The sequence below is a fragment of the Streptomyces sp. NPDC028289 genome (assembly GCF_055565975.1).
Genome location: NZ_JBVHTI010000006.1, coordinates 845934 through 870038, shown reverse-complemented (window position 1 = coordinate 870038; position 24105 = coordinate 845934). Strand labels below are relative to the sequence as shown.

22 protein-coding genes and 7 pseudogenes are annotated in these 24105 nt (G+C 68.0%); 13 read left to right on the top strand and 16 right to left on the bottom strand.

Annotated elements, in window-relative coordinates:
• Window positions 1-2: 2 nt before the first annotated feature.
• Both ACZ4UV_RS33080 and ACZ4UV_RS33075 read left to right on the top strand, forming a co-directional pair.
• Window positions 3-95, top strand: a complete 93-nt coding sequence (locus ACZ4UV_RS33080) for an SDR family oxidoreductase (RefSeq protein WP_467842933.1) — start codon at window positions 3-5, stop codon at window positions 93-95.
• A gap of 172 nt (window positions 96-267) precedes the next feature.
• Window positions 268-1005: an SDR family oxidoreductase gene (locus ACZ4UV_RS33075; RefSeq protein ID WP_467842877.1), complete on the top strand. Its 738-nt coding sequence runs from the start codon at window positions 268-270 to the stop codon at window positions 1003-1005.
• A 32-nt stretch (window positions 1006-1037) separates the two neighbouring features.
• On the opposite strand, the gene ACZ4UV_RS33070 is transcribed toward ACZ4UV_RS33075, so the two are convergent.
• Window positions 1038-1229, bottom strand: a complete 192-nt coding sequence (locus ACZ4UV_RS33070) for a hypothetical protein (protein ID WP_467842874.1) — start codon at window positions 1227-1229, stop codon at window positions 1038-1040.
• A gap of 82 nt (window positions 1230-1311) precedes the next feature.
• Between ACZ4UV_RS33070 and ACZ4UV_RS33065 the strand changes: the two are divergent.
• Window positions 1312-1374: pseudogene (locus ACZ4UV_RS33065) on the top strand (phosphotransferase); the annotation flags it as partial.
• Between the two features lie 210 nt (window positions 1375-1584).
• On the opposite strand, the gene ACZ4UV_RS33060 reads toward ACZ4UV_RS33065, so the two are convergent.
• The 4 genes from ACZ4UV_RS33060 to ACZ4UV_RS33045 form a co-directional block, all read right to left on the bottom strand.
• Window positions 1585-2079, bottom strand: coding sequence for a hypothetical protein (locus tag ACZ4UV_RS33060; protein ID WP_467842871.1), 495 nt, complete (start codon window positions 2077-2079; stop codon window positions 1585-1587).
• Complete coding sequence (locus ACZ4UV_RS33055; RefSeq protein ID WP_467842869.1) at window positions 2072-4174, bottom strand: hypothetical protein; 2103 nt, start codon at window positions 4172-4174, stop codon at window positions 2072-2074. The genes ACZ4UV_RS33060 and ACZ4UV_RS33055 overlap by 8 nt, the downstream gene beginning before the upstream one ends.
• Window positions 4175-4260: 86 nt before the next feature.
• Window positions 4261-6018, bottom strand: a complete 1758-nt coding sequence (locus ACZ4UV_RS33050; RefSeq protein ID WP_467842866.1) for a hypothetical protein — start codon at window positions 6016-6018, stop codon at window positions 4261-4263.
• Window positions 6019-6089: 71 nt separating this feature from the next.
• Window positions 6090-7556 carry a tyrosine-type recombinase/integrase gene (locus ACZ4UV_RS33045; protein ID WP_467842864.1) on the bottom strand — a complete coding sequence of 489 codons (1467 nt, stop codon included), beginning with the start codon at window positions 7554-7556 and terminating at the stop codon, window positions 6090-6092.
• 92 nt (window positions 7557-7648) lie between these two features.
• On the opposite strand from ACZ4UV_RS33045, the pseudogene ACZ4UV_RS33040 reads away from it, so the two are divergent.
• Window positions 7649-7966 (top strand): annotated as a pseudogene (locus ACZ4UV_RS33040) (ATP-dependent DNA ligase); the annotation flags it as partial.
• Between the two features lie 306 nt (window positions 7967-8272).
• On the opposite strand, the gene ACZ4UV_RS33035 reads toward ACZ4UV_RS33040, so the two are convergent.
• The 5 genes and pseudogenes from ACZ4UV_RS33035 to ACZ4UV_RS33015 all read right to left on the bottom strand — a co-directional run.
• The gene (locus ACZ4UV_RS33035) at window positions 8273-9082 is read right to left on the bottom strand and encodes a class I SAM-dependent methyltransferase (protein ID WP_451022594.1); all 810 of its coding nucleotides are present in this window, start codon (window positions 9080-9082) and stop codon (window positions 8273-8275) included.
• Window positions 9083-9209: 127 nt separating this feature from the next.
• Window positions 9210-9713 carry an NUDIX hydrolase gene (locus ACZ4UV_RS33030; RefSeq protein WP_451022590.1) on the bottom strand — a complete coding sequence of 168 codons (504 nt, stop codon included), beginning with the start codon at window positions 9711-9713 and terminating at the stop codon, window positions 9210-9212.
• Window positions 9714-9896: 183 nt separating this feature from the next.
• Window positions 9897-10451, bottom strand: a complete 555-nt coding sequence (locus tag ACZ4UV_RS33025; RefSeq protein WP_451022591.1) for a GNAT family N-acetyltransferase — start codon at window positions 10449-10451, stop codon at window positions 9897-9899.
• 279 nt (window positions 10452-10730) lie between these two features.
• Window positions 10731-11705, bottom strand: a pseudogene (locus tag ACZ4UV_RS33020) (IS630 family transposase); the annotation flags it as partial.
• Window positions 11703-12866 (bottom strand): annotated as a pseudogene (locus ACZ4UV_RS33015) (IS256 family transposase); the annotation flags it as partial. The pseudogenes ACZ4UV_RS33020 and ACZ4UV_RS33015, both read right to left, overlap by 3 nt.
• Before the next feature lie 288 nt (window positions 12867-13154).
• Here ACZ4UV_RS33015 and ACZ4UV_RS33010 point away from each other — a divergent pair.
• Window positions 13155-13973, top strand: coding sequence for an SAM-dependent methyltransferase (locus ACZ4UV_RS33010; protein WP_467842930.1), 819 nt, complete (start codon window positions 13155-13157; stop codon window positions 13971-13973).
• A 58-nt stretch (window positions 13974-14031) separates the two neighbouring features.
• Here ACZ4UV_RS33010 and ACZ4UV_RS33005 read toward each other — a convergent pair whose 3' ends face one another.
• Together ACZ4UV_RS33005 and ACZ4UV_RS33000 are read right to left on the bottom strand one after the other, a co-directional pair.
• Window positions 14032-14952, bottom strand: a complete 921-nt coding sequence (locus ACZ4UV_RS33005; RefSeq protein ID WP_451021785.1) for a helix-turn-helix domain-containing protein — start codon at window positions 14950-14952, stop codon at window positions 14032-14034.
• A gap of 98 nt (window positions 14953-15050) precedes the next feature.
• The gene (locus ACZ4UV_RS33000; protein ID WP_451021786.1) at window positions 15051-15281 is read right to left on the bottom strand and encodes a DUF397 domain-containing protein; all 231 of its coding nucleotides are present in this window, start codon (window positions 15279-15281) and stop codon (window positions 15051-15053) included.
• A 373-nt stretch (window positions 15282-15654) separates the two neighbouring features.
• On the opposite strand from ACZ4UV_RS33000, the gene ACZ4UV_RS32995 reads away from it, so the two are divergent.
• From ACZ4UV_RS32995 to ACZ4UV_RS32975, 5 genes and pseudogenes are all read left to right on the top strand, one after another.
• Entirely contained in the window at window positions 15655-16062 is a 408-nt protein-coding gene (locus ACZ4UV_RS32995) for an ATP-binding protein (RefSeq protein ID WP_467842857.1), read from the top strand.
• Window positions 16063-16076: 14 nt separating this feature from the next.
• Window positions 16077-16613, top strand: a complete 537-nt coding sequence (locus ACZ4UV_RS32990) for a hypothetical protein (protein ID WP_451021795.1) — start codon at window positions 16077-16079, stop codon at window positions 16611-16613.
• A 415-nt stretch (window positions 16614-17028) separates the two neighbouring features.
• Window positions 17029-17356 (top strand): annotated as a pseudogene (locus ACZ4UV_RS32985) (IS5/IS1182 family transposase); the annotation flags it as partial.
• Window positions 17280-17633, top strand: coding sequence for an MBL fold metallo-hydrolase (locus tag ACZ4UV_RS32980; RefSeq protein ID WP_467842853.1), 354 nt, complete (start codon window positions 17280-17282; stop codon window positions 17631-17633). The pseudogene ACZ4UV_RS32985 and the gene ACZ4UV_RS32980, both read left to right, overlap by 77 nt.
• 99 nt (window positions 17634-17732) lie before the next feature.
• Entirely contained in the window at window positions 17733-18329 is a 597-nt protein-coding gene (locus ACZ4UV_RS32975) for a DinB family protein (protein WP_451021788.1), read from the top strand.
• A 60-nt stretch (window positions 18330-18389) separates the two neighbouring features.
• Here the strand turns inward: ACZ4UV_RS32975 and istB are convergent.
• From istB to ACZ4UV_RS32955, 4 genes and pseudogenes are all read right to left on the bottom strand, one after another.
• Window positions 18390-19179 (bottom strand): annotated as a pseudogene (gene istB, locus ACZ4UV_RS32970) (IS21-like element helper ATPase IstB).
• A 243-nt stretch (window positions 19180-19422) separates the two neighbouring features.
• A pseudogene (locus tag ACZ4UV_RS32965) lies at window positions 19423-19578 on the bottom strand (maleylpyruvate isomerase N-terminal domain-containing protein); the annotation flags it as partial.
• A gap of 277 nt (window positions 19579-19855) precedes the next feature.
• Window positions 19856-20257: a nuclear transport factor 2 family protein gene (locus ACZ4UV_RS32960; RefSeq protein ID WP_451021789.1), complete on the bottom strand. Its 402-nt coding sequence runs from the start codon at window positions 20255-20257 to the stop codon at window positions 19856-19858.
• Window positions 20254-21252, bottom strand: a complete 999-nt coding sequence (locus ACZ4UV_RS32955) for an NADP-dependent oxidoreductase (RefSeq protein WP_451021790.1) — start codon at window positions 21250-21252, stop codon at window positions 20254-20256. The genes ACZ4UV_RS32960 and ACZ4UV_RS32955 overlap by 4 nt, the downstream gene beginning before the upstream one ends.
• Before the next feature lie 122 nt (window positions 21253-21374).
• Here ACZ4UV_RS32955 and ACZ4UV_RS32950 point away from each other — a divergent pair, with 122 nt between their 5' ends.
• From ACZ4UV_RS32950 to ACZ4UV_RS32940, 3 genes are all read left to right on the top strand, one after another.
• A complete protein-coding gene (locus tag ACZ4UV_RS32950; protein WP_467842849.1) occupies window positions 21375-22274 on the top strand; it encodes a LysR family transcriptional regulator in 900 nt (299 codons plus the stop codon).
• Between the two features lie 323 nt (window positions 22275-22597).
• Window positions 22598-23191 carry a TetR/AcrR family transcriptional regulator gene (locus tag ACZ4UV_RS32945; protein WP_451021792.1) on the top strand — a complete coding sequence of 198 codons (594 nt, stop codon included), beginning with the start codon at window positions 22598-22600 and terminating at the stop codon, window positions 23189-23191.
• A 97-nt stretch (window positions 23192-23288) separates the two neighbouring features.
• Window positions 23289-23978, top strand: coding sequence for a type 1 glutamine amidotransferase domain-containing protein (locus ACZ4UV_RS32940; protein WP_467842846.1), 690 nt, complete (start codon window positions 23289-23291; stop codon window positions 23976-23978).
• The last annotated feature ends 127 nt before the right edge of the window (window positions 23979-24105 follow it).

The following is a 24105-nucleotide window of genomic DNA, read 5'->3' as shown; positions in this document are numbered from 1 at the left end:
AGATGGGCAAGGCCGTGGCCTTCCTCTCCAGCGACGCCTCCAGCTTCATCACCGGTGTCGAGCTCTTCGCCGACGGCGGCATGGCCCAGGTCTGACGACACCCTGCACAGACCGGTTGCCGCTCGAATCCGGCGCGGCCCGATGCGGATCGTGCAAGCGCCGTGGGAGGCGACACATCCCAGCCCGTCCCGCCACCCATTGCACGCCCTCAGAGCTGCCGGGCCGGTCGGGACGGGCCCCACCACCAACCAGCAAAGGAGAAACCTCATGTCGGGAATCGAGAACAAGGTCGTCGCCATCACCGGTGCGGGCGGCGGAATCGGTGCGGCAACCGCGCTGCTGCTCGCCGAGCGAGGTGCGAAAGTCGTCCTCGGCGACCTCGACAAGGAGCGTTTGGAGAGCTTGGCGGCCCGCATCACCGAAGCAGGCGGTGACGCGGTCTTCGCGCTGGCAGACGTGACACGGCAGGAGGACCTGGCCGGCCTCGTCACGCTGGCACGCGAGAGCTACGGAAAGCTCGACGTCATGGTCAACAACGCCGGAGTGGGACCGGTCTCACCTCTCGACGACCTGCGTGTAGCCGAATGGGAGCTGATGATCGACGTCAACATCAAGGGAGTCCTGTACGGCATCGCGGCAGCGCTGCCGGTCTTCCGAGAGCAGGGCTTCGGCCAGTTCGTCAACACCGCCTCCACTGCCGCGTACACCACGGTGCCGAGCCAGGCCGTCTACTCCGGCACCAAGAGCGCCGTGCGCGCCATCTCCGAGGGGCTGAGGAAGGAGGCCGGAGAGAACCTGCGCGTGACCATCGTCTCACCGGGCTTCGTCGCCACGAACTTCGTGGAAGCCGTGGGCAACGCCGACGTGCGAGCCCAGCTCCTCGAGGCCCGTGACAAGCTCGCGGTACCGCCGGAGGCGATAGCCCGCACTATCGCCTTTGCGATCGAGCAACCGGACGAGGTCGATGTCAACGAACTCGTCGTCCGCCCCACCGCACAGAGCTGAACCGTCTCGACGCCCTGTGCTGGTCGAGCACCTTAGTCCGAGTCCAAGGTGGAACCGCCCGTGCGTCTCCTGCCGTTGTTGGATCCAAGTAGGAGCCTGACCAGTCCCAGCGTGATCGTGGAGATGGCGCGGACCCAGCGGGGGCCGCCGAAAGCCCCCCAGCCGACGCCGACGAAGCCGCACACGACGAGTGCGAGAAGACCGAGTACCAGGAAGCTGTCCATGGCCTCATCCTGGCAGCGGGGCCGTTCCGCGACTGTTCTGGTCATGTCACCAACCGGTAGCAGTGGACACCTCGGTTAGGGCGGCCGTCTCAGCGCGATCATCGACTTCGGCGGGCTCGGCATCGGCGACCCGGCCTGCGACTTGTTTACGCCGCCGACAACCCCCGGGTCGCCGCGCAGATCACCAGCCACGTCCAGCGGTCCGCCGCCCGCGGGTCGCGAAGCCGTGGCCGGGTCCAGCCGAGGGACTGCTTGAACAGGCGGAATGTGTACGCGCCTTGGTCATCGCAACAACCCCGAGGGTCAGGTGTTACAACCACCTCTAGAACCCAAGCTCCCCGCATGGGGCCACTTCTCAATCTTGAGGCCACCTCCAGGCGGCCGCCTTCAAGACGTTGCCGCCGGGCTGGTGGAGAGCTTCGCGCAGGGCGGCATTCTCCGCTTCGAGTTCGGCGTTACGCAGGGTCAGTGCCTGGATGTGGTTGGCGTAGGCGGCGATGGTGGCGCGTGCCTCTCGCTGCTCTGCCGCGTGTTGAGAGCGCAGCATGCGCTCTGCCTTCCTGAGGCGAGCGATGTCCGCGGTCAGAACGTCAGTCTGCGGGCGGGGCGCGTCGGGTGCCGCAAGGAGCCCGGTGATGATCTTTGCCAGGGGTGAGCGGTAGTAGGTGGCGCGCGAGACGCCCGCTTCTTTGCAAAGCGTGGAGATGGTCAGGGTACCGCTGGTGTGTTCGGGGGTTTCGGTGACGATTCGCTCGAAGGCGTGGAGGACGGCCTGGTCCGTACCCGGTCGGATGGGCACGCCGGCGTGTTCCAGGGCGTGCCGCAGCCGCAGCATGGCGGAGTCATCCATGCGTCGGGGGTTCCGGTGCGGCGCGGAGTTCTGCGATGGCGTGGTCGAGTTCGGCGATGTGGGTGGTCAGCGCAGCGGTCTGGAGGCGGGACAGTCCAGTCGGGCCGTCGAGCGGGCGCTGGGCCTGGGCGCGGGCGGTCGTCAGGCGGGGCAGGTGAACGCTGGAGCGGCGGGCATTAGGGCAGGTCAGGCACATGGTCAGTAGCGGCAGGGGCCGGCCCGTGTGCTGGGCGCGCTTCGCGCAGAGGGCGGAGGAGGGCTGGTAGAAGCAGTCGTTGAGGGTGCCGGGGTGCAGGGTCTTCGTCAGGTGCTGGAGCATGGTGCGCAGCCGGGCGGGGCTGGCGACGATGCCCGATAGATCGCCCAGCTCCCGGCGGATCCGGGCAAACTCGGCGTTCACGCGGCTGGCGGCGCCTCCGCTGGTGCGGTGGCCGTCGTTCCAGTCGCGGTAGAGGTCCTCGACGTAGTCCAGCTGGGCGATGGCGCGTTCGGCGGCGACCTCGGCGGCGAAGCCGGAGGCGGAGGTGCCTGCGTAGCCTTCGAACAGGGCGAGTTCGGCGTGCTGGTACTGCCGGGCGCCCGCAACGACGCCGAACGGCTGATGCGCGATGTGCCAGGCCAGGGTGCGTCGGAACTGCCGGGTACTCAGCCGCCACGGCACGAGGTCCTTCGCTTCTTCTTCACTCCCCGGTTCTTCATGAGCGGAGGTGCCGTTGTCCGGCGACGGTGTGGGCGCGTGGAGCGGCAGGTAGGGGGCGTCCGGGGTGCTGAACAACTCGTTGAGGTGGTCACGGAAGTCGTTCAGGCGCCTGTTGACCGAGCCGAACAGGACAAGGCTGTTGCTGGTCATGCCCTTGTGGCCGAACAGGTGGGTCGGGTCGTCGTTGACGGCCGCGAGCAGTGCGACGGCCTGGTGGACGATGTCGAGCACGACCCATTCGGCTTCCTCTCCGGAGAGCTTGCGGCCCTTGAGGACCCGGCCGCGCAGCTTGTGGCGGACACGGCCGTCCGGACCGTTCTCGGTGAACGCGCAGTCGGGGGCGAGCTCCCGGACTTCGGCGTCCCTCATCCCGGACAGGTAAGCGATCACGATCCAGCAGGCCATGCGCAACTGGACCACTTCGGTGGCCAGTTCCATCGGGCCAAGGCCCGGTCGCCAGGGGCGTCCGCTGCCGGGCCAGATCGACAGCGCAGTCCGCAGGCCGCCGGCCTGGTAGCCGAGCTCGGCAGCTGCCTCGGTGAGGTACCGGCGGACCTCGGCGGAGACGGACACTCCGGTCATGCGGGCGACGAGCGCGGTGTTGGGCGCCTGCGGCACTCCGTCGATCACGGGGATACTCGGGCGGCGCGGGGCCTGGCGGCGGGGCAGGGCGGGAACGCCGCGACCGGTGGCCCGCAGCTCGGCAACAAACGCATCGATCCTGGCCCGGGCGGAGCCGTTGCCGCGGAAGCGCCGCGGTGTCTGGTGAGCGGCGGTCAGCTCGGCGAGTTCGCGCTGCGCGGCCAGGATGTCGGAGCCTGCGGTGGTGACGTAGAAGACGGCGCCTTTCACGAGCGGAGCGATGATCTCCTCGGGGATGCGCTCGGTGGTGTTCTCCCCGTCGCGGATCACTCCGGCCACCGCGTGTCCGGAGCGGCCGGGCCAGGGGTTGACCAGCAGCCGGTCAGCGGTCAGGAACGGCCCATGAGCGAACAGATGCTTCACGGCGGTCACACGCAGCGCCGCCTCCTCCGCCGAGACGGTCTGCCACCGCTCCAACGCAGCCCGCAGGTGATCTGGGGTCACGTCACTCAGGCGGCGGGCACCGACCGCCTGAAAGGTGGCGATGACGGTCCGGGCCTTGTGGAAGGCCCCGAAGATACCGGTGAGTTTCATCGGGCCTCGCCGGACCAGGGAGGCATTGCCGCGCCGCAGACGGGAGTAGAGATATTCCCGCAGCACCAGGGCAGTGACCGGGTCGGCAACCGAGGCAAACACGATCGTGCGCTCGCTGGTGCTGCGCGGCAGGAACGGCCCCATGTCCCAGACCGGATCGGCGAAGCGGGGCCCCGGCCCCGGATGAGCCGCAGCGGCCAGCACATGGTCGGGCAGCACAGGCGCGTCACCCGGGACGGGCACAGGTCCTGCCGGCCGATTCGGACCGGGCTGCTCGACGGAGGCGGAAGAGGGGGTCGTGGGAGTCATGTCAGTCCCTGAAGGATCTGGCCCGGCAGGCGCAGGGCCATGTCGTGGCTTTCCGCGATGAGCCGGGCGGTGGCCTGCTGCTCACCGGTGAACTGCGGCAGGATGCCGGCGGTGATCCGCTCCCACGCCAGTGCATAGCGGGCGTTCCACTCCAGCACCGTCATCTCCTCGCGCTGGGTGCTCAGGAATCCGGCGAAGCTGAGAATCGCGGGCAGGTGCCGGGTGGTGAACACCGCGTTCGGGCACTCCAGACAGCCCCACACCGCCACCGGGCAGCCGGAGCCCGGGCGGCGGGCGAACGGCGAGGCGTAAAAGTCACGGCAGGACGCCAACCACACGTCGCTGTCCCCGGACAAGGCCACCGCAACCTCATCGGGAGGCACCTCGGCCGCCGAGGTGTCCAGCCTGCTGCCCTGGTCGTCGAGGACCACAGGCGCTTCCAGCGCGGCGTCCAACGCCTCGCGCAGGCCCTTCTCGACAGCCTCCTCATGCAGTGGACGGTGCGCGTCGATGTCGGCGTAGTGCTTGGCCGCGACCCGGGGACTGTGGCCCTCGGCGAAGTCCTCCAGCAATCCGCCGGTCTGCCGGTAGCGGCGCGATTTGTAGCTCTTGCGTAGCCGCCGCAGGTTCAAGACCGCGTCCTCGCCGGATGCCTCGAACAGCGAAATGAGCTGATGGCGTTCAACGAACGCCTGCTTGACCGTGGCGAGGGTGGTGGCCCGGTGACGACCGAAGGTGGCAATCACCCGCCCGTCGCGCAGCGCGTGTGTCCACAGCAGATCCGTTCCGGTCAGGTGGCGGCCGTGCGCCGTCAGCCGCACCGCAAGGCGGATCAGCCCGCCCGGCTGGTGCACGGCGCCGCCATCGGTCACCCGCAGGGTTTTGCGGGACTGGCCGTGGGCCCGGTTCTTGACGTAGGCGATACTCACATACCCGCGGGCCGGGTTGATCAGGCAGTCGGCCGACAGCCGGCACGCGGCTTCCGGCTCCAGTCCGGTCTGGCACATCAGCAGCACCACGAACGCCAGCACGTCGTACGGCGTGAGGAAGAAGTGGCTGTTGAGTCTGCCAATCCCGCCCAGATCCGTGATCTTGTCCATGGCGCCGTGCTCCGAGCGCAGTGCTCCCGTCAGCGGTCCTCGGTGGGCGATGTACCACGCCGCGTTCTCTTGGGTCCAGCCGTGCCAGCCCCCGTCGGCCGGGTCCCGTCCGACCGCGGCCAGCTGCTCACCGGCCAACATCCGATCACGGGCTGCCCGCACGTCGGCCAGGGCCGCAGCCTGAATCGCCTCGAACAGCGCATCCGGGTAGGCGTCCAGCGGCCGGCCGCGACCTTGGCCGGCCTGGACCGTGGTGAAACCCAGCCGGGCCTGCATCGCCGTGCCCAGCCTGTCCGGGTGTTCCTCCTGGACGAGCCGCAGCAACTTCACCAGCTGCTGCATCCGCAGGTACGGCGTGGTGCTGGAATCCCCGTACCGGGCGATCAGGCTCGTCTCAAAGGAATCCAGGAACTCCGGGCGCAGGTCCTCCAGATCCACGTCGCTGTGCGTGTCCCGGGTCTTGGCCAGGTGGGTGACGAACTCGGTCAGCGTGGACGCGTAGCTGTCCGTCGTACCCACGTACTTCTGGCGGTTCTCCACTCCGGCCAGTCCCGCCAGCGCCCGGGCCAGGTGCCGTACCAGCCGAGGGCACGCCAGAGCGGAGAAGTCGTAGCATCGCTCGACCCCGCCGGAGAACCTCGCGGTGAACATCACCGGCCCCACCGCCGGGACCGCCTCCGGCTCCGGCGGCAGCTCCTCCGGCGAGGGGAACCGCACCCGCCGACTCACGATGCCGCCCCGGCCCGCTCCAGCGCCACGCTCTGCGCGTCCCACTCGGCCAACGCGGCCAGTACGATCTCCTGCGCCTCATCAAGCACGTCGAGATACACGTAGACGGTGGCCTCGCGGGCATGTCCGAGGAGCAACTGTAGGGTCCTCATCGGATTACCGATCAGCAGCCGCCGCAGCTCCGCCTGCGCCAGCGGCCCGTCCAGCCGACGGCCCAGAGCCCGGACCGTCTGGCGCAGCAACAGCCCCAGCATGTACACGGCATAGGTGTGACGCAGGGTGTGCGGGTGCACCTCGATACCGATTCCGAAGGACGCGCACCGCGCGTTCGCCCGCCGGAACACCGCCTGCCACGCGGCCGGCGCCAGCGGCCGCCCGTCATCGGCCAGCCACAACCACAGCGGTTCCCCGGTGCGCCGCGCCAGACGTCGCCGCTCCGCCGGGCCGATACGTCCGTACGGCCAGCTCCGGGCGCCGCCGTCCAGCACCAGCGCATACCGGCCCGTGCGGATAACCGTCCAAGACGCGGACGGGAAGCGGCCCTGCGCCATACAGCGGGCCACGATCGCATCCCGCTCGACAGCTATGAAGTGGTGGAATTGGCGCACCTTGCGCGGCGGCAGGAACACCCGGCGCCCCTTGCGTCGTTTCGCCACCGCGCCCGCCACCCTGAATTCCCCCAGCTTGCCCGGCGGTGGCACCTCGGGCACCAGCAGGCATGACGCCTCACCCAGCCGCATCCCGCTGTGCACGAGACCGTCGGCGAACAGGGCGTTGCGCTCGCCGTGCCGCCCCCGCCACGCCGGATCAACGCCGCCTTCCGGCAGTTCCCCGCGCAGTCCCACGTTCCGCCACAGCAGGTAGTCCTCGAAGGAGACGAACCGCAGCGGCTCGTCCTCCGGGTCTTGCTCCATCTCTGAGTTCACGTGCACCCGGCGGGGGCCGGCTGGGGTCATCACCGTCTTGTCGACGTACCGGAATGGCGCCCGCTTCAGCAATCCGGCATCCAGTGACCACGCCACCCACTTGTCCAGCGCCGCCACCGATCGGTTCCACGTCCCCACCGACACAGCACCCGGCCCCTCGCACCACAACCGCACTCGCTTGTAGGCCCGCAGATCATCGCCGTCGCACGCCCAGATCGGCTTGCCATGTCGCGAGGTCTCCAGGAATCGGACGAAGAGCATCACGTCCCGGGCGTATCCCAGAACGCTGTTCTCGGCACGCACGCCCCAACTCGGCAACTCCCGCAGAAAGCGGTTCAGTTGCAGGTCATACGACCCGTCCCCTGCCAAAATGAACGGCTGACCCTCGCGGACACCTACACGGTCCAGCACAGCCACCGGGCCAGCAGGACCCAGGCAGCTCTCCGAAAGGGCCCGGCTCGTCGTGCACAGATCCGCGATCATGGCGCCGCCCCATCCCGCTTCGATCATCTCGTTGACGCCGAATCCGTCCACCATCCCGAAGCCGAGGCCCAGTCGCCCTCTCTCCGCTCAGAAACCACTCACGCCGGTGATCTGCCGACGGACCAGAGGCTGTTGATGAGACACATGTGGTAGCTCGCATAAACGGCGAGCTTGTCGTGCCGCACGAGGGGCGGATGCACTTCGAGGAGCTGCAACGGCGTGCCCGCCGCCGGGGCCGCAGCGCCGTCGAAGCAGCGGCCGAACGCGCCGCCTACCTGATCGTTTTCGACGTCCTGGAGACCAGGGACACCGAGCTGCTCGCCCGGCCCTACCGCGAGCGGCGGGCGATCCTGGAGGACCTCTTCGCCCGGGACGTGCTCGCCGCCCCGTTCACCCTGTGCCCCGCCACCAACGACCGGGCGACCGCGCTGGACTGGCTGGACCCGGCCTGGGGCACGGCCGGGATCGAGGGCGTCTTGCAGCCAGGGTTTGGTATTGACGGATTGACCACTATGTTGCCGGTCTGCAGCTCTACCTGTCACGACCGCCTCTGTCCCAGAGCCCTGCGCAGGTCAACCTCACCCGAACTTGCATCAGACCCAACGGATCATTCAGCACCCCGAAACGCTGATCGCCTGGGCCGCCATCACCCTCATAACCAGGCGCCTCGCCCGGAAGGGAGCTACCCCCAGCTGGCCGAGGAAACCAGCGCTGGCCGAAAGCTGACCGGCGAAGGCCAGCTCAGGCTTATTCACGTGGGCAGGGCAACATCAAGCCTGGCCATGGGCGATCAGGGCTGCGTGGGGCAAGATCAGTTCACCGCCCGGACCTGTGAACTCTGCGCACAACGACCCAAAGTGGTTTCTGATCTCGTCAATGACCCCTGGGCTCTGGCTCGTCACGATCTGACCGATCGTCGCCACTCCGGCGGCTGGTCCGCTCCACCACTCCTCAGGCGTCGTCTGGTGGTCCCAGGTCATGGTGTCGCAGACGACGCCCGTCAGACCCGCCTCACCGAGCAACCCAGCGAGGCCCTGTTCAGTACGGGGGAAGTCGTCTTCGGGAGCAAGAGCCGGCAGGTGAGCTGGACGGGTGACGCCTGCCGCTTGCACAGCCCTACCCAGGAGCGTCTGCCCGGCGGCCGCGGGAACCCCCCAGATGGTGACGGCTATCCGCCCGCCGGGACGCGTCACCCGTCGCAACTCCGTCAGGGCTTGCCGAGGCTGTCCGACATGGTTGAGGACGAAGTTGCCGACCGTGGCATCGAACTCGTCGTCGGTGAACGGCAGCTGGGGCAGTGCGGCAAGCCGCACGTCGGCTTCCGGAGCCGCCAGCGCGGCTTGGGCAACCATGCCCGATTCGGCGTCCACTGCCGTCACCTTCGCTCCTCGCTCACATGCAAGTGCGGCGGCGGTGCCCGTGCCCGTCCCCACATCGAGGACCCGCACACTCTCCCTGACCCCAGCAGCGTCGAGGAGCTCAGGCACTGGATATGCGCAGAGCTTGGCAAAACTCCCAGCATAGGCACGGGCCTGCCCCGCCCACGCCCGCCGCTCGGACTCATCAAACGCCGTCTGCACTACGCGTCCCCTCCCCGGAACAGCCTCCGCCGCGACAACATCCTGCGGAGCCGACGCTAATCCATAGCTGATCAACGGCGCCCAGAGATCAGAAACACGCGCTTATTGCAAGCAGAGTTGGGCAGGGTCAGGATCGCGCGGTCCGGAACGCGAGATACCGGCTGAAGGCTTCGTGGCTGTCGGGGGTGAAGCGCCACTCCAGCAGGGCCGACCGCAGCTCCGGCTCCGTCAGCCAGCCATGCCAGGCGATCTCATCGGGATCGGGGACCACGGCGTCGGGCACCACGGCTTCGTGCACGCCGAGCCAGTGAGGGCTCAAACCGCTGCGGTTGATGAACGTGAACAGCAAGCGCGGCAGCACACGAACGCCCAGTTCTTCAGCCAGCTCCCGCGCCGCGGCCTGTTCGTAGGACTCACTGACATTCACGGCGCCGCCGGCCACGACCTCGTGGAGGCCGGGGAAGCGCGACAGCTGCTCCGACCGCCGGTGGACGAGGATCCGCCCACGCTCATCACGACACACCGTCACGGCGACCCGGTGCAGCCAGCCCTCCCGGATGGCCTGCCGCCGGCTGACCACCACCCCCAGCACACAGTCTTGATCGTCGATACGCTCCACCAGTTCATCCACGACGCACACCCTGGCAGAGCCCACCGACAGCGCCGCCTCCCGGCGACCCGTGGAGGGGCGTCCCGAGAACACCTGTATCGGGAGGTCGGACGCGGATGGCGGCAGTTTTCGTGCAAATACGGCACCTATCGTGCTCAGGTTCATCCAAGATCCCCGACAGCGTCACTCACTCTGGGTGGAAGCTCATTCGCTCATCGAGTGCAGTTGGGCGAACTCGTCGGCGAGGACGCCCATCATGACGAGATCGTGGTGCCGACCGGCGAAGAACACTTGGTCGCGGAGGCGACCCTCTTCGATGAAACCGAGCCGACGTTGAAGTGCCAGTGATGCCTCGTTATGTGCGAAGATCCGCGCTTCGCACTTGTGGTAGCGCCGCTCGGCGAACATGAAGCGCAGCAGCATCACCACGGCTTCTGTCGCATAGCCTTTGCGCCGATGACCAGCGCCCATCGTGACGCCGTACTCGAACCAGCCCGCACGTGGATCAGCGTGGTGGGAGCCGATAGCACCGACTATCTTGCCCGTGTCGATGGCTTGGATTGCCAACCCGAAGCAATCGCTGTCGGGCTTGGCAACGGACTGCTCCTTCGCCCAGGCACGGAAGCCCTCGGCGGAACTGGGTGGGTTGAGCAGGTCCCCTAACCGCTCCTCATCCTCGGCGAAGCGCATGAACGCGCTCCAGTCGTCGGACTCGATACCGCGCAGGCGTACCTGTTCGCCAGTCCAGAACGATGCCATCCTCTATTTGATCACGCTGCAGCGCGTGAGATCCAGCCTTTCTCGGACCCCCTAGACAGTCTTTGACCAGGCGCTTTGAGGCTCCCGAGCATTCGCTAGTGCCCTCTCAGGTTTTCAAGGAGTCAGCAAGCAGACGGCACTTGTCGGGTACCTCGTCGTCCTCACCTGCTGGGCAGACGTCCGACCCGTCACCACGGTGGAAGTGGGTGACGGGCCGGGAGTGTCTTGTCTTTCGTGTAAGCCTTGGTGTTGACGCTTCTTGGGTTGTTCGGGTGTTACTCAGGTTGAACTCGTGGAGTCCGGTGGTCTGATCGCGTCGCAGTCCATGATCAGGCCGGTGGGCGGCAGGCACCCGTCGATCAGGTGGGGACGGTATTGGATCTTCTTGAGCTTCCGCTTGATCACGCGGGTGAGGTGGGCGAGGTCGGCGGCAGCGAAGTCGGCCAGGCGCCGTTTGAGCAGGGACCAGATGCCTTCTGCCGGGTTCAACTCGGGTGCGTAGGACGGCATCTGGAAGATCCGCAGCCAGTTCTTGTGCTCCTCGGCGAAGTCGGCCAGTCCCTGACCAGTGCACATTCAGATTGTCCCAGCACCACACCACTGGGGTGCCGAGCTGCAGGTGGGTCATGACGATCAGGTCGCGGTACTGGCGCCAGGAGAACGCCTTCGGCTCGCTGCGGCGTCCGTGCCAGATGTCCAGGGTGAAGAAGAAGCGAGAGCGGTGGCCGGCGCGGTAGCAGACCACCCCGGCGACGTTGACCCGTCCCTGGTTGCGGCCGCGCACCCGCACGACGGGCCGCTGTCCGCGTGGTGCCCAGGTGTGTCCCCTTCGGCGGTCTCAGCCCCTGGCCTGCCTCGTCCTCGAAGCAGATGTGGGCGCCCAGGTCCGCCGCAGTCCTTTTACCTTGGGCCACACCTCCGCCTTCCACACCTCGATCGCCTCCTCGTCCCGCTCGATGGCCCGACGCACCGGGACCTGTGCGGACCAGCCGTGCCGACGCAGCAGCTTCCACACGCCCTGGATCGTGTAGCCGACGTGGGCATCCGCCCGATCAGCAGCTTCACCCGCTTCAGCGTCCAGCCCTGGAACTCATCGTCCCAGCCGTGCGCGAGCGGACCTCGTCCGAGCTCCCGATCCAGCCGCTCCCACTGCCCGGGGCTCAACCGCTCCACTGAGACCGGCCCCTTCGAGCGCAGCGCGTCCTCGCCGCCCTTCTCCCACACCCGCCGCCAGCGCCGTACCGACCGCGTGGTGCGGCCGGTGGGGTTGCGCCGGTTGGGCTGGCGGTCCCGGATGACGAGGTAGAGGACCTTCAGCGCGGCTTCCTCGTTCGGGAAGTGTCCCCGGCGGCGGGTGGCCTGCCGGAAGCGGGAGTCGAGGGACTCGATCATGTTCGTCGTGTAGACGATCTTGCGGATCTCGGGCGGGAACCGCAGGAACATCACGAAGTGTTCCCAGCTGCGGCGCCAGACCCCGATCAGGGCCGGGTAGCGGGCTCCCCAGATCTCCTCGAACTCGGCGAAACGCTGCTCGGCAGCGTCGGCGGTGGCCGCCGTGTAGACCTGGCGGAGTTCCTTGGCGATGTGCGACCAGTGCTTGGTCGAGGCGTACTCGAGGCGGTTGCGGACCATGTGGACCACGCAGAGCTGGATGTCGGCGAGTGGCCAGATGTTCTGGATCGAGTCCGGCAGGCCCTTCAGTCCGTCGCAGCAGGCGATCAGGACGTCCTCGATGCCGCGGTTCTTCAGTTCCGCGAGCCACGCCATCCAGGTCTTGGCGTCCTCGCCGCCGGAGCCTTCCCACATGCCCAGCACGTCACGCTCGCCTTCGAGGTTGATCCCGACGGCGATGTAGACGGGCCGGTTGGCGACCGCTCCGTCGCGGATCTTCAGAACGATCGCGTCGATCATCACGACCGCGTAGACACGGTCGAGCGGCCGCCGGCGCCAGGCGTCGAGTTCCTCGGTGATCTTGTCGGTCGCGCGGGAGATCAGGTCGCGAGAGATGTCCACGTCGTAGATCTCTGCGAGATGGGTCTGGATCTCACCCGTGGTCAGCCCCTTCGCACAGAGCGAGAGGATTGCCTCGTCGAAACCCTCCACCCGCCGCTGATGCTTGGGCACGACGGACGGACTGAAGCTGCCCGCCCGGTCCCGGGGAACGTCGATCTCCACCGCGCCGACATCGGTCAGCACCCGCTTGCGTGACGTGCCGTTGCGGGAGTTGCCCGAGCCCACCCCGGCCTTGTCGCCCTTCTCGTAGCCGAGGTGCTCGGTCATCTCGGCCTCCAACGCACCTTCCACGACCAGCTTCACCAGCCCCTTGAGCAGGCCGTTCTCCCCGACCAGGTTGAGTCCCTCACTGCGGGCCCGGTTCACCAGCTGCTCGGCCAGCTCCCGGTCCAGCTCGGTCAGTCTCGCCAACTCGGCCCCCGTGCGTACGGTGTTCGAATTCTCGCGGGGACGCTCGTCCTTGCCGCCCATCCGTGATCCTCCCCGGCAGAAACCACATCTCATGCCAGACAGGTCATACCGGGGTATACACAAACTTCAGGACAGTCCCCGGCCAGGTGGGCGGTGCGCGGTGGCGCCTCGGGCGGCTTCGTATCCCTCGTTCGGGGCTGGCATCGCCAAATGCCCTTTCCCTAGGATGGGTTGACTGTCGGGCCAGTCCGGATGGCGCGGCTGGGAGCTGGGGGAATGATGCAGCCTGGAAAGCAACTGTCCACGTCGATCGATGCCACGGTGCCGACGGCCGCACGCATGTACGACCACTACCTGGGCGGCAAGGACAACTACGCGGCCGACCGGGCAGCCTGTGAGGAGCTGGACAAGGTCGTACCAAGCACCCGCGCTCTGGCGCTGAACAACCGGCGCTTTTTGCAGCGGGTGGTCAGAACGCTGGCGGTCGAATACGGCATCCGGCAGTTCCTCGACCACGGATCCGGGCTGCCCACCCAGGACAACGTGCACCAGGTGGCGCAGCAGGTCGACCCGTCTTCGCGGGTCGTGTACGTCGACAACGACCCGATGGTCCTGGTGCACGGCCGCGCCCTGCTGGAGCAGAACGAGCGCACCGCCGTCATCCACGCCGACATGCGGGACACCGAGGCGATCTTCTCCCACCCCGACACCAAGCGCCTGATCGACTTCTCGCAGCCGGCGGCCGTGCTGTTCAACTCGGTGTTCCACTGCATCCCGGACAGTGACAGTGACGGGCCGCTCGCCGTGGCCCGCCGGGTGGCTCAACCGCTCGTGCCTGGCAGCTTCATGGTGATGTGCCAGCTGGTCAGCGAGGACGTCGAGGTACGGGATTTCGTCACCGGCTTCATGGATCAGGCGACCCAGGGGCACTGGGGCCGCGTACGCCAGGAAAGCGACGTCGCGGAGTGGTTCGAGGGCATGGACATCCTCGAGCCGGGGCTCGTAGAGGTGTCCACTTGGCGACCGGATTCCGAAGTGACGCCCCGTCAGCTCACCCATGAGTGGATCGAGTTCGGCGGCGTCGGGCGCATCCGGTAGCGAAGAGCGCAACTTCGCGTCAGGATCACCGGCCGCTGTCGCCGGACCTGACGCAAAGTCACGTGGCGGGGTAGCGCTGTTCCAGCGTGTCACGCAGCAGGACCAGGGACTCGCGAGGGTTGAGGGCCTCGTCGGCCAGCCGGTCCAGGGCCACCCGGTATTCCTCCGTCTCGTCGCGGTCCTCCAGGAAGTTCGCGCTCTTGATGTGCTCCAGGTAGACGACGTCGGGCAGGTCAAGTCCGCCGAAGCGCAGGTAGGTGACCGGGATGGCCGGCGCGGAGGCGTTCGTCAGGTCGAGCGGCACGATCTGCACGGTCACATGGGGCCGCCCGGCCATCTCGACGAGGTACTCCAGCTGTTCGCGCATCACCCCACGGCTGCCCAGGACGCGCAGCAGGACCGACTCGTCTATGATCGCCCACAGTTGAGGCGCGTCCGCGCGATGCAGTAGCTCTCGTCGGCGCATGCGCAGCTCCACACGGCGCTTCACCTCGCCGGCCAGCGCCGTCGGTAGCCCGCGCTCCACCACCGCCCGGGTGTAGGCCGGCGTCTGCAGCAGACCCGGCACGTACTGGATTTCGAAGGTACGGATGGCTGCGGCCGCCTCCTGCAATCCCACCAGCCGGTCGAACCACTCGGGCATCAGCCGCTTGTCGTAGCGCTGCCACCATCCCGGTTCACCGGCACGCTTCAGTAGCTTCAGCAGGACCGACGCCTCGTAGTCGTCAGCCTTGTACAGCTCGAGCAGCGCACGGACGTCGTTTTCCGTAGGTGGCCTGCGGCCCCTGCCCGCCTCGATGCGCGACAGCTTCGCCGGACTGAACCCCAGGGCGCGCGCCGCCTGTTCCTGCGCGAAGCCGGCGTCCTCGCGGATGCCCGCCAGTTGCACGCCCACCAGCATCTTCAGCAGAGTGGGGGCGGGCTCAGTCCGGCTCAGATAGGGTTCGAGGCGGGAGGCGCGAGGTGACTCGGCGGACATCCTGACTCCCTGTCGAGCGGCAGAAGACACACGGCATTATCGCATCCCGTCAACGCCTGCCGGATGCGTTGGCCGAAGTGGAGATGCCCGCCTCCGCTTCACACGAGGTGGTCGAACTCCCCCTCCTTCACGCCGGCGAGGAAGGCGGCCAGTTCCGCCGGTGTGTAGACAAGGGCGGGCCCATCGGGGTCGCGGGAGTTGCGGATGGCGATACCTCCGTCACCCAGGGCGGCCACCTCGACGCAGTTGCCCTCGGCGTTGCTGTGCCGGCTTTTGATCCAGCAGGCCGCCAATGAACTCGCCTGCACTCCGTTGGACACTGAAGTCACCGAACTCTCCTTGCTGACGTTCTGCCGCGCGTGTACGCGACCGCAGGCTCGGGCCGAGGCGGCACCGCGCCCCACACTCCTGCGTTCGGCCACACCTCGTGCAATTTCCCGTGAAATTGCACGACGACGCTGCCGGAGTGGATAATAGCCGTGGCGTCAACCGCGGTGTCGACGCCGCGTCCTGACGTCACATCAGGGAGACGCCGTGTCATTACCTGTGCACCAAGCGCCTCGCATTCCCAGCAGGTCTGCGCCACGGGCAGGTCGGACCGCTGAGACCGGTGCGCTCGCCACCACAGCGTCGGCCTGCTCCCTGAGTCACGAGGCCCGTCGGGAGCCTGAGCCGCTGAGAGGTGCGCCCAGCTCCGCTGACGTGCGCATCACCGGCAGCAGGCAGGGCCACACGCAGGCGCGGACCTTCACCCACCGCACCGCGTGCCACTGGTCGCTCGACCACTTGAGCAACGGCGCCGCCACCGTCGTCACCGAACTGGCCGCCAGCGCGGTGACGCACGCCGTACCGCAGGCCCCGGACGGCGAGGCCGTTGCGTGGCTGACACTCCGACTCGAAGCCGACCACCTGATGTGCGCCGTCACGGACCCAAGTGGCCGCCCGCCCGTATACCCCCGTGTCACCGACTCCTCGGAGGAGAACGGCCGTGGCCTGTGCATCGTCGAAGCCGTGTCCGAGGACCGGGGACGGGTCCGGCATTCCCCGGCGGGCAGGACCTTCTGGGCCCCGCTGCCGACCTCCCCCGCGGCCCTGACACGACTGCCGTGAAAAGTCCCGGCATGATGCGCGCCGCTTCTATGGAACCGACAAGCCCCCAGCATCCGACGCCTGTATCGGGAGCGCAAATGGCAACGCCGCTCAGGAACGTGGGGCAGGTGCCGTGGCACGAGATCAAAGACTCCCGCGGCCCTGCCACAGCCATCCCCTTGCTGCTCAACAGCATCGCCTGGGGTGACACAACTACGGCACGGACCGCGATCAGCGAATTGCGCGAGCGTATCTGCCAGTATGGCTTCGTCGTGGAACAGGCCACCGCCGCCACGGTCCCGTTCCTGTGGGAACTCGCCCGGCTCCCCCACGTCACCTGCCGCGTGGAGATCGTCCGGCTGCTGAAGAACATCGCGGACGCCCGACAGTGGGAGAAGACGGCCGCCGCCTACCCAAAACTGCTGCACCGTCGCGACGACTACGTGGGGTGGGAACGCGAAGCCCGCCAAGCCGTGCGCGCCAACCGCGGCACCATCCAGCGACTACTCATCGAACCGGACACCGAACTCGTCCGGGTCACCACAGAACTCGCCTCCGCACTGACCGACTGACTGGCTGTTCTCTTTCCGCTCAGGTGGTCGGTGGGGTTCGCACAGGTGCCTGGTCCGGGTGAGTCTGCCGGTGCGGAAGCATGGAAGAAGGGCCTCTTGGTAGCTCGCGGATGTCGAGTCCCACGAGCGGCAAGAGGCCCTGATCCCTAATCAAAAGGACGCTCCCAGGAACGGTTGTCGTTCGGGGCGTCCGAGTACCAGGCCGTGACATCTATGACCCTCCGGGCAGTCAACGCCTCAGCGTAGATCGTGTGCGCGGTCCTGGCATTCACGGTGGTGGCGGTCGCGCGGGCACCGCGTGAACGCCTTCAAGAGGTCATCTCGATCGGTGGATCGAGGCGCAGGTGACCCGGCGGACTGAGCCATTGGGTGCTGGTGCGACGATGCGGGGATGCGCGAGGTCAATGAGCTGATCACCGAGTGGAGCAGGGCCAGGGTGTGGGGCAAGCTTCACCGCCTGGTCCTGGACGAACTCGGTGCCCGCGGGGAGTTGGACTGGTCGCGGTGTGCGATCGAATCGGTGAACATGCGGGCCCTGAAAGGGGGATCTGACGGGTCCGAATCCTGTAGATCGCGGCAAGAAGGGATCAAAGATCCACTTGATCACCGAGCAGTCCGGTCCACCCCTCTCAATCGGGATCTCCGCCGCGAACACTTACGTTCCGGGTGGACTTCGACGACCCCCGCATCGACTGGCGTCTCACCGACGGCGACCAGGAGATCGTGCCCGGCGTCACGGCCGTCCTGTCCGCCGGGCACACCCCGGGCCACCAGAGCTTCGTGGTCGACCTCGCCGAAGGCGGCGGCTATGTGTTCACCTGCGACGCGGCCGACCTGACGGAGAACATCGACGAGGAGCGCCCCGCCGGAACGTCGATCGGCGTACCCCCGGAGGCGACCCTGGCGCCCATCCGGCACCTCAAACGACTGGCGGCGGACAAGCGCTACGAACTGGTCCCGGGCCACGATCCGGTCGTCTGGCCGGAGCTGATCCGACGGCTGACGGGCGGCCAGGTCTGACCGGCAGAGCCGAGTCGTTTCACTGCGTCAGGCAAGATCAAGGACAGTGGCTTTTGATGTCAATCCCGGCTGTCAGTGCCGGGTGGAAGACTGCCCGGCATGATCGAAGCGAACCCGAAAGCGGACCTTCTCCGATACCTGCAAGAGGCGCGTGACGCCCTGGTGTGGAAGCTCGATGGGCTCTCGGAGTACGACATCCGCCGCCCGCTGACCCCCACGGGCACGAACCTTTTGGGACTGGTCAAGCACGTCGCCGGCGTGGAACTGGGCTACTTCGGCGATACGTTCGGGCGGTCGTTCTTCGACGAAGAGCCGCCGCCCTGGTGGTATACCGAGGACACAGAGCCCAACTCGGACATGTGGGCCACTGCAGACGAGTCGCGCGAAGACATCGTCGGGCTGTATCGGCAGGCGTGGGAGCACTCCGACAGCACGATCGCGGCGCTGACGCTGGACGCGATCGGCCGTGTCCCGTGGTGGCCGGAGGAACGCCGAGAGGTGACACTGCACCACATCCTGGTGCGCGTGATCTCCGATACCCAGCGGCATGCCGGCCACGCGGACATCGTGCGAGAGCTCATCGACGGATCCGTCGGGTATCTGCAGGGCAAGGACAACATGCCGCCAGGGGATCAGGCGTGGTGGGAGGGTCACCGGAACCGGCTGGAGCGCGTGGCTCGGGAAGCCAACGGCTGATCTCGCCCGACTGCCGACCCCGCTGGCCGCTGGATCCGCGGTCGGCTCTGCGGCTCCCGGTCAGCTGGCGTGGGTCTGTTCGGCCAGGGCTTTGGTGTGGGCGAGGCGGCAGGACTCGGTGCCGCTCTGGATGATGGCGCCGTTGAAGGTCAGGAGGTCGACGATGGCCGCGCAGAGCCGCGGATCTGTGAACGTTTTCGTCCGCCCGCTGAAACTCTCGTTCGAGGCGATCGCGACGCCGTTCTTCTCCTCGCGCTCGGTCAGAACCTGAAACAGCAGTTCAGCACCCCTACGGTCAAGCTCCATCTAGCCGAGTTCATCAATGCATAAAAGATCGACACGGCCGTAGCGGGCGATCGTCTTGGACAGCTGCTTCTCGTCGGCGGCTTCGACGAGCTCGTTGACGAGTTCGGTGGCCCGCACACAGCGGACGCGGAAGCCGTGCATGGCGGTCTCGGTGCCCAGGGCTATCAGCAGGTGGGACTTGCCGGTGCCGGAGTCGCCGATCAGGCAGAGCGGCTCCCCCTTCTTGACCCATTCGCAGGTGGCGAGGGTGTTGACGGTAGCCGGCCCGATGTTGGGGTTGGCGTCGAAGTCGAACGCCCGCAGGCTCTTGTCGCGCGGGAAGGAGGCGGCCTTGATCCGGCGTTCGGAACGCCGAGCGGGCCCGGTCGTCGCACTCGGTCATCAGCAGCTCGGCAAGGAACGCCCGATACGACATCTAATCGTGTGCGGCGCCTTCGGCGAGGTCGGCGAACTGCTGCCCGATGGACGGCAGCCTGAGCATGCGGCATGCCTGGTCGATCGAGGCGGTGGCGGCTTCTTCGGTCAGTCCACGCCTGCGTGTCATGATCCCTCCTTCTCGCCGGCCCTGCGGCCGTGCCGTTTCAGGGGCTGGTCGTAGTGGGCCACCGACGGCAGCGGCCGGGTGTCGGGCGGGAGGTGGGACAGCTTCCAGCCAGACAGGAAGGTGACCGTGCCGTCGGTCTCCTCCTGCGGCTGGACGGGATGGGCCCGGTGGGCTTCACGGGCTCGGTGAACGTCTCGCCCTCGGCGGCCTTGCGCGCCTCCAGCGCGACCGCGTCCGCGATCCGGGCGTCGGCCCGGTGGGCCGCGGCGAGGTGGCGGCCCAGGAGCGGCGTCCCTCGCCCAGGGGCTGCACCAGGTCGAGGAGTGTCCATTGGGGGCAGGTCGGTACGGGCGCATCGAGGGTGGGGGCGGAGGCGACCGCGGTGCGGAAGGCGGTGGACCCGGCACAGCCGCATCTCCGAACGCACCAACACCCACTCGGTGCCGGTCCGCCATAACCGACCCCGGGGCCGCCGGAAGGGCCATCACCGCTCCGGCCGTCCCTGACAGCCCGCCCGATCTGCCGCGGGGCAGCCGGGCCTGCCGGCGTTCGACAACGCGTCGACCGGCTGATCATCTCCCTGCACAGGGCCGTGCTGTTCGTCGTCGGCCCAATCGATACCCGGTTACGGACGGCAGGCATCCCATGACCGCCGGACCCACTGCCCGGCCTCGACCTAAAGGACGTTCTCCAGCGTCAGGGCGAGCTCGGCGATCCGCCACCCACCGTCGGACCGGCGCAGGCCGAACGTGTAGACCCCGGTCGAGATCATCTGGATGCTCTCGCCGGTGTTCCTCGTCTGCAGCAGATAGGCGCGCACCTGGGCAGTGGCGCCGTCCGTCACCGTGACGACGACATTGCCCAGGTGGTGCCGCACCCTTCCGGCCTGGGCCGTGTGTCCGTCACGGATGAAGTCGAGCACCGCCGCGCGTCCGGCGACCGGGCCGAGCACCCCCTGTCCGGGCATCGTGAAGGTCCAGGTGGTGTCTTCGGTCAGGACCGCTTCCAGCGCGGGCACGTTCAGCTCGTCCAGGGCGTGGGCGTAGTGCGCCACCGCTTGCTGGAGTTCGGCGATCACGAGGCCACCGTCAGCACGATCTTGCCCTGGATGTGGCCCTGCGCGGCTCGCGCGTGTGCGCGGCCCGCCTCGGACAGCGGGTAGGTGCTGTCCACCCCGACCTGGAGCTTGCCCTCGCCGAACAGGCGCCCGATCCCGGCGAGCTGGGGGCCGTTGGAACGCACCTGAATGTTGGAGACGCTGACGCCCAGACGCGCCGTCTCCTGCGGGTCGTACTGGGCGAAGAACACCGGAAGCATGGTGCCGCCGCGCCTGAGCACGCTCAGGAAGCGCGAGCTGTCCGGGCCACCGACGGTGTCGATCACCAGGTCGACGCCGCCGACCACGTCCGCGGCCCGCGTGGTGGTGTAGTCGATGAACTCATCGGCTCCGAGCTTGTGCAGGAACTGCTCGTGCCGGCCCGAGGCCACCGCGATGACGCGTGCCCCCTTCCATTTGGCCAGCTGCACCGCGAAGTGGCCCACCCCACCGGCGGCCCCGTTGACCAGGACGGTCGTCCCCGGCGTGAGCGGCACCGGCCGGTGCACCCGGCCGGTGAACGGAGACGGCACGTCGTGGCCGAGATCGACCAGGTACTGCCAGGCCGTCAGCGCGGCCATCGGCGCCCCGGCCGCCTGCACGTGGTCGATACCGTCCGGCTTGAGCGCCAGGTCGGAAGCCGGCGCGGCCACGTACTCGGCGTACGCCCGGCCGTCGAATCCGGGGAACCGCAGCATGCCGAAGACCTCGTCACCGACCGTGAACCCCAACACGTCGGGAGCGACAGCCTGGACCACGCCCGACATGTCCGTTCCGGGGATCAGGGGGAACTCGAGCGCCGGCCTCATCTCGGCCGGCATGACCTTCATCCCCTCGCGCAGGTACCAGTCCGGCGGGTTGATGCCCACCGCGTGCACCCGGACGAGCACCTCGCCGGGGCCGATCTCGGGAACCGGCACCTCGTCGTAGCGCAGAACCTCCGGGCCGCCCGCTTCGTGGAACTGGATCGCCTTCATCGCACCTGTCGCTTTCTCGGGGAAACGTTGCTCCTTCAGTCAAGGCGCAGGTCGGCACGGCCGTCCAAGACCGGTTCGGCAACCTGGTCATCCCGAAACGGCATGACACGTACGCTGCAGGAGTGAACGATCTCGGACAGGACCTGGAACTGCGGCTGGTGCGCTATTTCACCGTGGTGGCCGCTCACCAGCACTTCGGCCGGGCCGCCGCCGAACTGCACGTGGCCCAGCCGGCGCTGAGCCGCCAGATCCAACGGCTCGAGAAATATCTCGGCACACGCCTGCTGGACCGCACCCCCCAGGGCACCCGCCTCACTCCGGTCGGCCAGGCATTCCTCCCCCGGGCCCACGCCCTGCTGCAGGCCGCCCGCCAGGCCGAGCTGGCCGTGCGGGAACAAGCCCAGACCCAGCGGATCACCATCGGCTACGTCGAAGACCTGGTGGTCACCGCCGCCGTACGGGAACTGCGCCGCCGCTGCCCCGACGCGGAGATCAGCACCCGGTATCTGAGCTGCCGCGACGTCGGGGCGCTGTCCGACAGACGCGTCGACGCCCTGATCGCACGGGCCCCGCTGCCGCTCGCCGCCGACGACGTGTCCACCACCCCGCTGTACCAGGAACCCCGGATGCTCGTGGTCCCGCACGGCCATCCCCTGGCCGGCCGCGCCTCGGTGACCGCACAAGAGCTGGCCGGCCACGAGGCCGCGCCGTGCGCGTTCGAGACCGCGGAGTGGACCTCCTACCGGATCCTCGGGGCCGGCGTGCCGCCGACCGAGAGCTACACCGAGAGCTACATCGAGAGCTACGAGGACAAGCTCGAACTCGTCGCGAGCGGCAGCGCGATCGCCGTGCTCCCGGCCGGCGACCGGCGCAGCTCACTACGTCCCGACCTCGTCACCGTCCCGATCGAGGGCGCTCCCCCCAGCCAGGTCGTCCTGGTCAACCGCAAGGGCGACCCGAATCCGATGATCAGGAATCTCGGCCTGGCCGCCAAGGCAGTCCTGACCGCCCCGGCCGCCTGACCGAGACCAGGTGCGATGGCCATGGGTGGCAGGTCTACCGGGGCGTTCGTCCAGCCCGGGGACGACCAAAAGCGCGGCGTCGACGTCGCCTGGCCGCGCGAGCAGGACGCGACCACGGCCGGGTCGCGGGCTGCCCGACCCGGCCACGGTCGGTGCGGCATCATGGCCCGACAAGCGAGGCGCGACCGCTGCCGCTGCCGAAGGGCGCCCCGGTGGCCGCCTGCTTGTCGGTGCACTCAGACCCGTACGTGGACACCTGTCGGATCGCACGTCCGACTGTCGACGCCTAGACGACTGGTCTACTCCGGTGCTACGTTTTCTCTATGCCCGCCGCCACGCGCACCACGGACACCCGTCGGATCATCCTCGATACCGCCCAGCGGATCATGGCCCGCAAGGGTTACTCGGCTGTCGGCATCAATGAGGTGCTCGCGGAGGCCGGCGTACCGAAAGGGTCCTTCTATCACTACTTCGCCTCGAAGGACGCCTTCGGTGAGGCGATCCTGAAGAGCTACTTCGCGGACTACCTCACGGACATGGACGGTGTTCTCACTCACTCCGGCCAGTCGGCCGCCGAGCGGCTGATGGCCTACTGGCAGCAGTGGCGGGAGACGCAGAGCATCGAGGAGTGCCAGGGCAAGTGCCTGGCCGTGAAACTCGGCGCCGAGGTCGCGGACTTGTCCGAGCCGATGCGTCTGGCTCTGAAGGAAGGTACGAGCGCGGTCGTCGACCGCATCGAGCGCACGATCACCAGCGGCCTGGAGGACGGCTCCCTGTCGCTCGACGGTGCGGCCCGCGAGACCGCGCAGGCCCTGTACGACATGTGGCTCGGCGCGAGCGTCATGGCCAAGATCCATCGCAGCCTGGCCCCGCTCGACACCGCCACGGCGGTGACCCGCAAGCTGCTGAACCTGTAACTGCCTCACGTACAGAGAAGGCCCCATACCCGATCCGGTCGCGGGGGCCCTTTTGATCTCTATTAGTAGACTGGTCTACTCGCACAAGGAGTGTGTCATGAAGGTTCTGATCGTTCTCACCTCGCACGACGAGCTGGGGAGCACCGGCGTCAAGACCGGGTTCTGGCTGGAGGAGCTGGCCGCGCCGTACTACCGCTTCAAGGAGGCCGGTTGGGAGATCACCCTCGCCTCACCGAAGGGCGGTCAGCCGCCGCTGGACCCCAAGAGCAACGAGCCCGGCTTCCAGACCGACGACACCCGGCGCTTCGAGGCCGACCCGGAGGCGACCAACGCACTGGCGAAGACCCTGCGCCTCGACGTGGTCTCGGCCGGCGACTTCGACGCGGTCTTCTACCCCGGCGGGCACGGGCCGCTGTGGGACCTGGCCGAGGACACCGTCTCCGCGCGGCTGATCGAAACCACCCTCCGCTCCGGCAGGCCGGTGGGACTGGTGTGCCACGCCCCCGGCGTCCTGCGGCACACCGTCCACGAGGACGGCACCCCGTTGGTCTCGGGTAAGAAGGTCACCGGATTCGCCAACTCCGAGGAGGCGGCCGTCCAGCTCACCGACATCGTCCCCTTCCTGGTCGAGGACGAACTCACCAACCTCGGAGGCTTCTACTCCAAGACCGACGACTGGCAGCCCTATGTCCTGCAGGACGGTCTGCTGATCACCGGGCAGAACCCGGCGTCCTCGGCTCCCGCGGCCGACGCCCTGATCGAGCTGGTCAACAACGGCGGCGTGTGAATGCCTGCGTCGTCATGTTCCGCGAGCGCGTGACCGCCCCGGCCGAGCCGGCCCTCTACGCTGGCTCGGCCCGGGCAGGCCACTACGTGACACCCCTCGTCGGATACGGGGGCGATCGAAACCCTGG

What these genes read in the sequence shown, in the direction of transcription:
- ACZ4UV_RS33080 (WP_467842933.1), top strand. Translation starts at nt 3, where the DNA reads ATGGGCAAGGCCGTGGCCTTCCTCTCCAGCGACGCCTCCAGCTTCATC.
- ACZ4UV_RS33075 (WP_467842877.1), top strand. Translation starts at nt 268, where the DNA reads ATGTCGGGAATCGAGAACAAGGTCGTCGCCATCACCGGTGCGGGCGGC.
- ACZ4UV_RS33070 (WP_467842874.1), bottom strand. Translation starts at nt 1,229, where the DNA reads ATGGACAGCTTCCTGGTACTCGGTCTTCTCGCACTCGTCGTGTGCGGC.
- ACZ4UV_RS33060 (WP_467842871.1), bottom strand. Translation starts at nt 2,079, where the DNA reads ATGGATGACTCCGCCATGCTGCGGCTGCGGCACGCCCTGGAACACGCC.
- ACZ4UV_RS33045 (WP_467842864.1), bottom strand. Translation starts at nt 7,556, where the DNA reads ATGGTGGACGGATTCGGCGTCAACGAGATGATCGAAGCGGGATGGGGC.
- ACZ4UV_RS33025 (WP_451022591.1), bottom strand. Translation starts at nt 10,451, where the DNA reads ATGGCATCGTTCTGGACTGGCGAACAGGTACGCCTGCGCGGTATCGAG.
- ACZ4UV_RS33010 (WP_467842930.1), top strand. Translation starts at nt 13,155, where the DNA reads ATGCAGCCTGGAAAGCAACTGTCCACGTCGATCGATGCCACGGTGCCG.
- ACZ4UV_RS33005 (WP_451021785.1), bottom strand. Translation starts at nt 14,952, where the DNA reads ATGTCCGCCGAGTCACCTCGCGCCTCCCGCCTCGAACCCTATCTGAGC.
- ACZ4UV_RS32990 (WP_451021795.1), top strand. Translation starts at nt 16,077, where the DNA reads ATGCGCGCCGCTTCTATGGAACCGACAAGCCCCCAGCATCCGACGCCT.
- ACZ4UV_RS32975 (WP_451021788.1), top strand. Translation starts at nt 17,733, where the DNA reads ATGATCGAAGCGAACCCGAAAGCGGACCTTCTCCGATACCTGCAAGAG.
- ACZ4UV_RS32955 (WP_451021790.1), bottom strand. Translation starts at nt 21,252, where the DNA reads ATGAAGGCGATCCAGTTCCACGAAGCGGGCGGCCCGGAGGTTCTGCGC.
- ACZ4UV_RS32945 (WP_451021792.1), top strand. Translation starts at nt 22,598, where the DNA reads ATGCCCGCCGCCACGCGCACCACGGACACCCGTCGGATCATCCTCGAT.
- ACZ4UV_RS32940 (WP_467842846.1), top strand. Translation starts at nt 23,289, where the DNA reads ATGAAGGTTCTGATCGTTCTCACCTCGCACGACGAGCTGGGGAGCACC.